This is a genomic window from Segeticoccus sp., assembly GCF_035708005.1.
Genome location: NZ_DASSTI010000175.1, coordinates 19,154 through 30,569, shown reverse-complemented (window position 1 = coordinate 30,569; position 11,416 = coordinate 19,154). Strand labels below are relative to the sequence as shown.

Below are 11,416 nucleotides of genomic sequence, written 5' to 3'. Positions count from 1 at the left end.
TTGGCCACGCCGGTGATGACGGTGGGCTCGTAGAAGTAGCCGCGGCCCTCGCGGGCGTGGCCGCCCACGACCACCTTTGCGCCCTTGTCGCGGGCGTCCTCCACCAGCTCGCTGACCTTGTCGACCGCGTCCTGGTTGATCAGCGGGCCGACCTTCACGTCCTGCTCGGTGCCGCGACCGACCTTCAATCCGCTCATGCGCTCGGCAAGGCGGTCGGCGAACTCTCGCGCGACCGGCTCGGCCACGTGGAAGCGGTTGGCCGCAGTGCACGCCTCACCGATGTTGCGCATCTTCGCGAGCAGCGCGCCCTCGACGGCGGCGTCGAGGTCGGCGTCCTCGAAGATCAGGAACGGCGCGTTGCCGCCCAATTCCATCGACACCTTGAGGATCTGCTCAGAAGCCTGCTCGAGCAGCATCCGGCCGACCTCGGTGGAGCCCGTGAACGACAGCTTGCGGGCGCGCGGGTCGCGGATCAGCGGCTCCATCGTCTTGCCCGACGAGGACGAGGTGATCACGTTCAGCACGCCGCCCGGCAGCCCCGACTGCTCGAGGATCTGCGCGAGCGCGAGCATCGACAGCGGCGTCTGGGACGCCGGCTTCATCACCATCGTGCATCCGGCCGCGATCGCTGGGCCGATCTTGCGCGTGCCCATCGCCATCGGGAAGTTCCACGGCGTGATCAGGATGCAGGGGCCCACCGGCTGGCGGGTGACCAGGAACCGCGCCCCACCGGCCGGCGCCGTCTGGTAGTTGCCGCGGATCCGCACCGCTTCCTCGGCGAAGTGCCGGAAGAACTCCGCGGCGTAGGCGATCTCCCCGCGTGAGTCGGCCAGCGGCTTGCCCATCTCCAGGGTCATCAGCAGCGCGAGGTCCTCGATGCGCTCGTGCAGCAGCTCGAAGGCGCGCATCAGCATGTCGGCGCGCTGGCGCGGCGGCACCGCGGCGAACGACTCCTGGGCGGCGACCGCCGCCTCCAGGGCCCGCCGCCCGTCGGCCGGCGTGGCATCGGCGACCGTGCACAGGACCGCCCCGGTCGAGGGGTCGTGTACTTCGAAGGTCGCCCCACCCTCGGCGTCCACCCACGTCCCCCCGATGAACAGTCCCTTGGGCACCGCCTCGACGACCTTCTGCTCGCGGGCCGGCGTGATCGAGCCACCCTTGACCGCCTGCTGCGTGCTCGAGCGCCCACTGGCGGAAGTCGTGGTGGAAGTCATCGGCGTCTCCTTCGTGACGATCTCGGACGATTTCACGGACGATGAGGGGTCGTTCCCACGCTACCCACGCACACGGCATACCAGCACGTGAGCCTGCGTTGACGGCGACCCGGTGGCGTTCCTAGGCTGATTGTCGACAATCTACCAGAGGAGTTTCCATGGCCCAGCTGTCCGCGATCCTCAAGCAGGCCACCGGCGTCGTCGCTGCGCGCGGCGAGGGTGTCTACCTGTACGACGAGGACGACCGGCGTTATCTCGACTTCACCGCGGGCATCGGGGTGACCAGCACCGGTCACTGCCACCCCAAGATCGTCGAGGCGGCGCAGAAGCAGGTCGCCACGCTGATCCACGGGCAGTACACGACCGTGATGCACCGGCCGCTGCTCACGCTCGTCGACCGGCTCGGTGAGGTGCTGCCGGAGGGCCTGGACCGGATGTTCTTCGCCAACTCCGGCTCGGAGGCGATCGAGGCCGCGCTGCGGCTGGTGCGGCAGGCGACCGGGCGACCCAACATCATCACCTTCCACGGCGGCTTCCACGGCCGCACGGTCGCCGCGGCATCGCTGACCTCCTCGGGCACCAAGTTCCGCTCGGGGTTCGCACCGCTCATGGCCGGGGTGCACGTGGCGCCGTTCCCGAACCCGACGCACTACGGCTGGTCGGTCGAGCAGGCCACCGACTTCGCGCTCAAGGAGCTCGACTACCTGCTGCAGACGCTGTCCGCGCCGAACGACACCGCCGCGTTCTTCGTGGAGCCGGTGCTCGGCGAGGGCGGCTACGTGCCGGGGAACACCCGGTTCTTCGCGGGCCTGCGCGAGCGCGCGGACCAGTACGGCATCCAGCTCGTCGTCGACGAGGTGCAGACCGGCTGGGGCCGGACCGGCAAGTTCTGGGGCGAGGACCACTTCGACCTGAAGCCGGACGTGCTCGTCACCGCCAAGGGGCTGGCCAGCGGCTTCCCGCTCTCCGGCATCGCGGCCTCCTCGGAGCTCATGGCCAAGGCGTGGCCGGGCTCACAGGGCGGCACCTACGGCGCCAACGCCGTCGCCTGCGCCGCAGCCATCGCGACGCTGGACGTCATCGAGGAGGAGAAGCTCGTCGAGAACTCCGCGGCCCGCGGCGCCGAGCTCAAGGACGCGCTGGCGAAGGTCGCCGCCGACCACCCGCAGATCACCGACGTGCGCGGGCTCGGCCTGCTGATCGGCAACGAGTTCCGCGACGCCGACGGCAACCCGGACGGCAAGACCGCCTCGGCCGCGCAGCAGGAGGCCGCCCGGCGCGGCCTGCTGCTGCTCACCTGCGGTCCCTGGGGAGAGGTCGTCCGGTTCATCCCGGCGCTCGTGCTCGACAGCGACCAGGTCAACGAGGCCGCCCGGATCTGGGGCGAGGCGGTCGCCGCCGTCACCTCCTGACCGCGCCACCCGAGCGGGTATGCCGGGAGCTCACCTCCCAGCGCAGCGGAAGGGGCCGCCGCCCGGACTGGGTGACGGCCCCTTCGGCGTGGCCTCGGCTCAGCCCCCGGCGGGCTCCGCGTGCGGCATGCCGAGGCGTCGTTCCTCCTCGGCGTGGGTGCCGGGGACGTGCCGGCCGCGGATGGAACGGCCCTTGGTCTCGGGGACCTTGATGAGGGCGATCATGCCGACGACCATCGCGGCCATCATGTAGAAGGCCGGCATCAGGTCGTTTCCGGTCGCCTTGACCAGGGCCTCGTCGACGACGGCCACGGTCCCGCCGAACGCCGCTGTGGCGACGTTGTAGCTGATCGCCATCCCGGCGTAGCGCACGTGGGCCGGGAACATCGCCGGGAAGGTCGCCGAGATGGTGCCCAGCTGCGGCAGGAAGATCAGCCCCATCACGGTGAATCCCAGCATGGCCCAACCGAAACCACGTCCGATGAGCCAGAAGCAGGGGATCACGACGACGAACACGCCGATCAGCGAGAACCACCACATGGGCTTGCGACCCACCCGGTCGGACAGGGAGCCGGCGATCCAGATGAGCGCCATCATGACCAACTGGCCGATGAGCACGACGATCTCAGCGTTCTGTGCCGTGAGCCCGATCGTCTGCTGCATGTAGGTCGGCATGTAGGTCAGCAGCGTGTAGTCGGCGATGTTGAGGGCGACGACCAGGCCGAACAGCCGCATGATCGGACGCCAGTAGTCCCGGAAGAGGTCCCTCAACGCCGTGCCGGCGCCGGACTCGACCTCCTCCTTCTCCTGCAGCTCACGGAAGACCGGGGTGTCCTCCATCCGGGTCCGCAGGTACAGCCCGACCAGTCCGAGCGGTAGCCCGATGAGGAACGGGATGCGCCAGCCCCACGAGGTCATGGCTGCGTCACTCAGCGCGGATCGAAGGATCAACGTGATGATCAGGCCACCACTGAACCCGGCCAGCGTGCCGAACTCCAGGAACGAGCCCCAGAAGCCTCGCTTCGTGTCGGGGGCGTACTCGGCCATGAAGGTCGCGGCGCCGCCGTACTCCCCTCCTGTGGAGAAGCCCTGCACCACGCGCAGGAACACCAGCAGGACCGGCGCCCAGATCCCGATCGAGGCATAACTCGGGATGACGCCGACGAAGAACGTGCCGAGGGCCATCAGGATGATGGTCATCGACATGACCTTGTTGCGCCCGATCCGGTCGCCGAGGGGGCCCCAGATGATCCCGCCGAGGGGGCGCAGCACGAACGACACGGCATACACGAGCAGGGTCGCCAGCGTGGAGTACTTGCCGGGGAAGAAGTTGTGGCTCAGCTCGGCCACGAGGTAGGCGTAGACGCCGTAGTCGTACCACTCGGTGGCGTTGCCGATCATCGAGGCGCCGACCGCCCGCCTCAGGACACTGGTGGACACCTCCCCGTCCTGGGGGATGGCTCCCGGCGTCGGCTCGGCTTGGCTTGCTCCCATGCGCGTCCTCCTCACGACCACTGGGCGATGCCCGTCGGTGTGCCGGCGGCCGTGCAACCGCGGATGGAGGATCCGCAGGCCCCAGGGGTCGGCGCGTCTCGGATCGTCGCCTTGTCTCGGCAGTTGCCACGGTAGTGACGACCGGTGCTGCCTGCCAACCGGCAGCACACGAGGAGCGGGCCGCCACCCGGCATGGGTGACGACCCGCTCGATCGTCGAGGTCGCCGTCGCGGCGCCCCGATCGCCTCCCTCAGCCCTCGACGGGCTGGGCATCCGGCAGGGTGAAGCGCTTCTCCTCCTCGGCGTGCGTGCCCGGCACGTGCCGGCCGCGGATCGAGCGGCCCACGGTCTCGGGGACCTTCACGAGCGCGATCATGCCGACGACCATCGCGGCCATCATGTAGAACGCCGGCATCAGGTCGTTGCCCGTCGCCTTGACCAGCGCCTCGTTGACCGGTGCCGCGGTGCCACCGAACGCCGCCGTGGCGACGTTGTAGCCGATCGCCATGCCCGCGTAGCGGACGTGGGTGGGGAACATCGCCGGGAACGTCGCCGAGATGGTGCCCAGCTGCAGCAGGTAGATGAGCCCCATGATGGTGAAACCGATGACACCCCAGACGAATCCCTGCTGGATGAGCCAGAAGCAGGGCGTGGCGAGGACGAACAGCCCACCGAGCGAGATCCACCAGCAGTTCTTGCGGCCGATGCGATCCGAGAGCGCCCCCGCCATCCAGATCATCGCCATCATGATCAGCTGGCTGATGATGAGCAGCGTCTCGGACGCCTTGGCGCTCATGCCCACCTGGTCCTGCAGGTACGTCGGCATGTACGCAAGCAGCGTGTAGTTCGCCACGTTCAGCGCGATCACGAGGCCGAACAGGCGCATGATCGGGCGCCAGTACTGCTTGAAGAGGTCCTTGAGCGCGGCCCCGGAACCGGATTCGACCTCCTCCTTCTCCTGCAGCTCACGAAAGACCGGGGTGTCCTCCATCCGGCTCCGCAGGTACAGCCCGATCAGGCCCAGCGGCAGGCCGAGCAGGAACGGAATCCGCCAGCCCCACGAGTCCATGGCGCCCGCACTGATCGAGGCACGCAGTACCAGCGTGATGACGAGCCCGAGCGTGAATCCGGCCAGCGTGCCGAACTCCAGGAAGGAGCCCCAGAATCCGCGCTTCTTGTCCGGCGCGTACTCCGCCATGAAGGTGGCGGCGCCGCCGTACTCGCCACCGGTCGAGAAGCCCTGCACGACGCGCAGGACCACCAACAGGATGGGGGCCCAGACGCCGATCGAGTCGTAGCTCGGGATGACGCCGATGAGGAACGTTCCCAACGACATCAGGATGATGGTCATCGCCATGACCCTGTTGCGGCCGAGGCGGTCGCCCAGCGGCCCCCAGAAGACGCCGCCCAACGGGCGCAGCACGAAGGACACCGCGAACACCAGCAGCGTCCCCAGCGTCGAGTACTCGCCCGGGAAGAAGTTCTTCCCGATCTCGGTCGCCACGTAGGCGTAGACGCCGTAGTCGTACCACTCCGTGGCGTTGCCGATCGCCGCAGCGCCGACGGCCCGCCTCAGCAGGCTGTTCGGGACCTCCCCGTCCTTCGGAATGGCCCCCGGCGCCGGCTCGGTATGGCTTGCTCCCATGCGCGTGTCCTCCTGAGTGCGACCGCGCCCGGGACAGGCCACGGTCCTGACTGATCTCGCGGCTCCTGCAACGTCGCCGCTGTCCTTGTTGACACCGAGGCAGACCCCGGCTCAGTGCGCCGGTGGCCGAGGCGACGAGGTCGAACTCCGCGCTGCCCAGGCTGCCGGTGGTCCCAGATCGTAGGTTTGTCGACAATCTGCCACACTACACACTCGGGCGGGAGGTGCCTAGCCCCCCGCACACGAGGCGCGCGCGGCACCCAGCGGTATGCCGAGCACACGCCACCCAGCGCCGGCCTCCGTCCGCCCGCAACGAGTCCCCGACCGTACGGGGCTTGCGTGCTCAGGTCAAACAGCCGTCCTCACACCAGCAGCGAACGCAACACCGGCACCAGGCCGTCCTCGTCGACGTCGAGCGTCACCTCGTCGGCGACGTCCTGCACCTCGACCGGCGCCTGGCCCATCGCGACACCGCGCGCCGCCCACCGCAGCATCTCGAGGTCGTTGCGCTGGTCGCCGACCGCCACGGTCGACGACGGCTCGACGCCGAGGCGCCGGCGCACCTGCTCGAGGGCCGTCCCCTTGGACACCCCTTCGGGGTTGATGTCCAGCCAGGCGGTGAAGCCGACGGCGTAGTTCACCCCGTGCAGCCCGATCCGCTCGACCAGCTCGAGGAAGTCCTCACTCGTCCCGCTGGGGCTGCGGAAGGTCACACGGGTCGCCGGGGCGGACACCAGCTCCTCCCACGGCACCACCCGCAACGTGCCCTGCAGCTCGCCGTCGGGGAAGGGTGCGCTCAGCTTGAAGCCGACGCCGACCTCCTCCACGGCGACCACCGCGTCCGGCCACGACCCGCGCAGCAGGTTGAGCGCGGGCGCCGGGTCGAACGTCACCGTCTCGAGGATCTCGTAGCCCCCCGGCAACCCACTGTCCAACTGCAGCGTGATCGCGCCGTTGGAGCACACGGCATACCCGTGCTTCAGCCCGAGTTCGCTGATCACCGGCAGGGTGGCGATCACGGAGCGGCCGGTCGCGATCACGATGTGGTGACCGGCGCGCGCCACCGCGCGGACCGCGTCGCGCACGCGCGGGGACATGGTGCCGTCGTGGTGGATCGTCGTGCCGTCCACGTCCAGTGCCACGAGGAAGGCACCGTCGCGGTATGCCGCGCCGGTCGCCCCGCGTGCCTCCGTCACCGTCGCTGCGGCGCTCTCCTCGGTGTCCGCTTCCACGGAGGAACCCTATGTGAGCGGTCGTCAGTCCGCGGCGCGCAGGGCCTGCCGGTAGGTCATCCGGCCCTGGGTCTGCAGCAGCGACCGGCGGTAGAGGCGCTCACCCAGGGTGACCGTGACGACGGCGAACGCGGCCGTGACCAGCAGCGCCAGCACCGGTTCCCACCACGCGGCCGTGCCCTGCAGCAGGCGCATCGGCATGACGATGGTCGAGACCACGGGGACGTAGGAGGCCACCACCTGGCCCACGCCCTCCAGCGACAGGCCGGCGATGAAGGCGATGACGAGGCACATGGTCAGCGGCGTGGTCGTGGCCTGCAGGTCCTCGTGCCGGGTGGCCAGCGAGCCGGCCACCGCCCAGATGCACGCCAGCGCAACGAATCCGGCGACGAAGAACATCACGAACCACACGACCGGCGTCGAGATCGCGGTCAGGAACTTCGCGTAGTCGGTGAACGTCAGCCCCACCAGTCCCACGCCGACGAACAAGGCCATCTGCGCCATGGCGAGCAGGGTGTTGCCGACAACCTTGCCGAACAGCAGCTGCCGCACCGGGATCGCCGTGACGAGGATCTCCACGACCCGGGACTGCTTCTCCTCCACGACGCTTCCGGCGATCATCATCCCGAAGCCGATCGCCGCCATGTAGAACAGCATCGCGAGGGCGAAGCCGACCGCCTTGGCGAAGCCGGCCCGGTTGGCGTCGACGCTCAGCAGGTCGTAGCGCACGTCGCTGCCGGCCTTGAGGGCCGCGACCGTGGTGCCGGCCCGGTCGGCCGCTCGTTGCAGCACGTCCTGCTGCACGACGTCGTTCACCGCACCGGCGAGCTTGTCGTCCTTGCCGCTCTTGCCGATCAGGCGCCACCCGCTGCCGTCGTGGACGAGGCCGGCGTCGACGTCGCCGTCGCGCACCGCCTGCTCCACGGCCGCGACGCTGCCGGACCGCCGCACCTCCACGGTCATCGCCTCGTCCCGCTGGGCCGTCAGCCGGTCGACCTGGTGCGCCACCGACGTAGCCTGCTGCCCGGCGACGCCCAGGGTCACGTCGTGCGAGCGGCCGGCGAGGAACGCCTGCACCCCGAGCACCCCGACCAGCAGGACCAGGGTGAACGCGGTGGACAGGATGAAGGTCTTGTCGGTCAGCTTGACCATCACCTCCCGGGACAGGACGACCACCCACGGTGACTCGCGGCCCTCGCGGCGCGTCGACCCGGCCTGGGTGTCCACGGCCTCCAGCTCGGCGCTCACGCCGTCACCTCCCGGTAGATCTCTCCCAACGACGGCCGCTGTTCGGCCAGCTCGCGCACGCTGCCGCGGCGCAGCGCCTCGGCGAGGAGCCGGTCGGCCGCGTCCGTCTCGAGCAGCTCCAGCAGAGCCACCGAGCCGTCGACGTCGACGACGTGCACCCCGTTCATCCCCCGCACCCAGCCGGCGTCACCGCCGAGGACCAGGCGGTACAGCAGCCGGCCGCGCCCGCGCAGCTCCCCCGAGCTGCCGGCGGCCACGACCCGGCCGTGGCTGAGGATCACCAACCGGTCGCAGAGCCGGTCGACGAGGTCGAGCTGGTGGGAGGAGAACAGCACCGGCACACCGCGGGCCGCCTCCTCGCGCAGCAGGTCGACCATCGAGTCCACCGCCTCGGGGTCCAGCCCCGAGAACGGCTCGTCCAGCAGGAGGGCGACCGGCTCGTTGAGCACCGCCGCCGCGACCTGCACCCGCTGCTGGTTGCCCAGCGACAGCGACTCCAGCTTGTCCCCGGCCCGGTCGACGAGGTGGAAGCGCTCGAGGTAGCCCATCGCCGAGCGCTTCGCGGCTGCCGCCGACAGGCCGTGCAGCCGGCCGAGGTAGACGAGCTGGTCGAGCACCTTCTGCTTGGGGTAGAGCCCGCGCTCCTCGGGCAGGTAGCCGAACAGCCGCTGCACGCCCCGGGTCACCGGAGCCCCCTGCCAGCGGACCTCGCCGGCGTCCGGCTGGAGGATGCCCATCATCATCCGCATCGTCGTGGTCTTGCCGGCGCCGTTGCCGCCGACGAAGCCGGTGAGCCCGCCGGCCGGGACCGCGAACGTCACGTGGTCGACCGCCAGATGGTCCCCGAAACTCCTGGTCAGGTCCTGCACCTCGAACACGTCCGGTTCCTCCTCGTCCTCACGACCGGCGGGCAGCGCCCACGCTAGGCGGGCCCAGGGGGCCGGCGGATCCGTCCCGGGACGGAACCTGGAGGGGGAGCCGGCCGGCCGCGAGGAAAGGGGGGCAGGCCTGGTGGCCGGGCTACTCCCCCGGCAGGATGAGGCCCGCCTCGTAGGCGAACACGACGGCCCGCACCCGGTCGCGCAGCCCCAGCTTGGTCAGGCAGTTCGAGACGTGGGTCTTGACGGTCGCCTCGCCGAGGAACAGCTCGCGGGCGATCTCGGCGTTGCTCAGGCCGCGCGCGAGCAGGGTGAGCACCTCCCGTTCGCGGGGGGTCAGCCGCGCCAGCTCGCGTGCGCGCTCGGTGCTCCTCGGCGGCGGGGTGGGGGCAGGCGTCTGGGTCATCTGGGCGATCACCCGGCGGGTGACCTCCGGGGCGAGCAGGGCGTGGCCGAGGCCGACGGCGCGGACGGCCTCGACGAGTCGCTCGGGCCCGGCGTTCTTGAGCAGGAAGCCGCTGGCCCCCGCCTGCAGGCCGTCGAAGACGTAGTCGTCCCGGTCGAACGTGGTGAGGATGATGACCTTCGCCAGGTCGCGGCCGACGATCTCGCGGGTGGCCTCGATGCCGTCGAGGACCGGCATCTGCACGTCCATGAGGGCCACGTCCGGGCGCAGCCGCTCGACCGCCTCGACCGCCTGCCGACCGTCCGCGGCCTCCCCGACGACCTCGATGTCGTCCTCGACGGAGAGCATGAGGGCGAACCCCGAGCGCACGAGCTGCTGGTCGTCGACCACGACCACCCGCAGCGGCTGCCCCGCACCGCTCACGCGACACCCGCCGGGTGCTGCGCCTCGACCGGGCGCGACGGCTCGGCCTCGGTGACGGTGCCGTCCAGCGGCAGCCGCACCCGCACCCGGAACCCGCCCGTGATCCGCGGGCCGATCTCACTGGTGCCGCCGAGGTGGGTGACCCGCTCGCGCATCCCGAGCAGTCCCAGACCCGTGCCCGAGGTGTTGCCGCGGGGGTGACCGTCGTCGAGCACTTCCACCTCGGCATACCGCTTCGCGCCGGGACCGGGCTGGGCCTGGACGCGCAGCACGACGCTGGCGCGGGTGGCGGTGGAGTGGCGGCGCACGTTCGCGAGCGCTTCCTGGACGGTGCGGTAGAGCGAGAGCCCGATCGGTGCCGGCACCTGGGCCGCCGCGCCGTCGACGTCCTCCACGCAGGACCACGACACGTCCAGCTGGGCGGAGCGCACCTGCTCGACGAGGCGCGGCAGGTCGCCGACTCCCGGTTCGGGAGAACGACTTTCGCTGGAGGAGGGGCGCCCGTCGCGACGCAGCGTGCCGAGGAGGGCGCGCATCTCGCCGACCGCCTGCCGGGCCGACTCCTCGACCTCGGCGAGGGCACCCTCGGCGGCCTGTTGGTTCTTGCTGAGGACCCGCCGCGCCGCGGCGGCCTGCACGCCCATGACCGACACGTGGTGGGCCACGACGTCGTGCAGCTCGCGCGCGATCCGCAGTCGCTCCTCGACGACGGCGTGCTCGCGCAGCTCGTCGGTCTGCTGCTCGATGGTGGCCGCCTGCTCGGTCAACCGGGCCCGCTGGCGGGCGCCGCGCCACGCAACCTGGCCGCCGAGCACCGCGCCGCCGAAGTAGAGGACGTTGACGAGGAAGCTGTAGACGACGCCCGCGACGACCGGCGTGAACAGGCCCTGCGGCTGGGACTTGCTGCGCAGCGTCTCGATGATCTGGTCCACGCCGCTGCCGACGGCGAACTGCCAGGTGAGCCAGCCGAACATAAGCACCAGCACCCCGGCCATCACCATGAGCATCTGCCGGCGGTCCCGCGCCCAGGCGGCGGCGCTGAACAGCAGGTAGAAGTACAGCGCCTGGCTCGGCAGCTGTCCCATCACCGCCGGCATGGTCAGGCCGATCGCGAGGAAGTGCAGCGAGCCGAGGACCGCGACCGCGAGCGGCCACCGGCGCCGGACGACGATCAGCAGGCAGCCGAGCGCGACGAGGAGGTAGACGACCGGCACCGGCACGGGGACCTCGTCGATGACCCCCAGGCTGCGGACGAGCTCCAGCGTGACGAGGGTGAACGCGAGGAACAGGACGGCGATCACCGTGTCGTTGCGCCGGGCACGGCGCCCGGGCCGTCGCGCCCAGTCGTCGTCGAGGGCGAAGAACTCCTCCGCCCACACCGCCACCCCGCGTCGCACGGGCCCCAGCCTAAGCGGCTGCCCCGGTGCGGGCGTCCCCCTCGCGGCCTCCCCCGCACGAGGGAGG

General features: G+C 70.6%; 9 protein-coding genes. 1 reads left to right on the top strand and 8 read right to left on the bottom strand.

The annotated features are described in order from the left end of the window. The coding region (locus VFL99_RS16805; RefSeq protein WP_462283441.1) for an aldehyde dehydrogenase family protein at positions 1–1,148 on the bottom strand (1,148 nt) is incomplete at its 3' end. A 224-nt stretch (positions 1,149–1,372) separates the two neighbouring features. Here VFL99_RS16805 and VFL99_RS16800 point away from each other — a divergent pair. Continuing rightward, on the top strand, positions 1,373–2,626 hold the full coding sequence (locus VFL99_RS16800) for an aspartate aminotransferase family protein (RefSeq protein WP_325107507.1): 1,254 nt from the start codon (positions 1,373–1,375) through the stop codon (positions 2,624–2,626). 99 nt (positions 2,627–2,725) lie between these two features. On the opposite strand, the gene VFL99_RS16795 is transcribed toward VFL99_RS16800, so the two are convergent. From VFL99_RS16795 to VFL99_RS16765, 7 genes are all read right to left on the bottom strand, one after another. Next, positions 2,726–4,120, bottom strand: coding sequence for an MFS transporter (locus VFL99_RS16795; RefSeq protein ID WP_325107506.1), 1,395 nt, complete (start codon positions 4,118–4,120; stop codon positions 2,726–2,728). A 250-nt stretch (positions 4,121–4,370) separates the two neighbouring features. Continuing rightward, positions 4,371–5,765: an MFS transporter gene (locus VFL99_RS16790; protein ID WP_325107505.1), complete on the bottom strand. Its 1,395-nt coding sequence runs from the start codon at positions 5,763–5,765 to the stop codon at positions 4,371–4,373. A gap of 362 nt (positions 5,766–6,127) precedes the next feature. Further along, positions 6,128–6,961, bottom strand: a complete 834-nt coding sequence (locus VFL99_RS16785; protein WP_325107510.1) for an HAD family hydrolase — start codon at positions 6,959–6,961, stop codon at positions 6,128–6,130. A gap of 60 nt (positions 6,962–7,021) precedes the next feature. Continuing rightward, on the bottom strand, positions 7,022–8,245 hold the full coding sequence (locus VFL99_RS16780) for an ABC transporter permease (RefSeq protein ID WP_325107504.1): 1,224 nt from the start codon (positions 8,243–8,245) through the stop codon (positions 7,022–7,024). Beyond that, complete coding sequence (locus VFL99_RS16775) at positions 8,242–9,123, bottom strand: ABC transporter ATP-binding protein (protein WP_325107503.1); 882 nt, start codon at positions 9,121–9,123, stop codon at positions 8,242–8,244. The genes VFL99_RS16780 and VFL99_RS16775 overlap by 4 nt, the downstream gene beginning before the upstream one ends. Positions 9,124–9,265: 142 nt before the next feature. Then, the gene (locus VFL99_RS16770; protein ID WP_325107502.1) at positions 9,266–9,952 is read right to left on the bottom strand and encodes a response regulator transcription factor; all 687 of its coding nucleotides are present in this window, start codon (positions 9,950–9,952) and stop codon (positions 9,266–9,268) included. Continuing rightward, the gene (locus VFL99_RS16765; protein ID WP_325107501.1) at positions 9,949–11,349 is read right to left on the bottom strand and encodes a sensor histidine kinase; all 1,401 of its coding nucleotides are present in this window, start codon (positions 11,347–11,349) and stop codon (positions 9,949–9,951) included. Before VFL99_RS16765 ends, VFL99_RS16770 begins: the two co-directional genes overlap by 4 nt. Positions 11,350–11,416 lie beyond the last annotated feature (67 nt).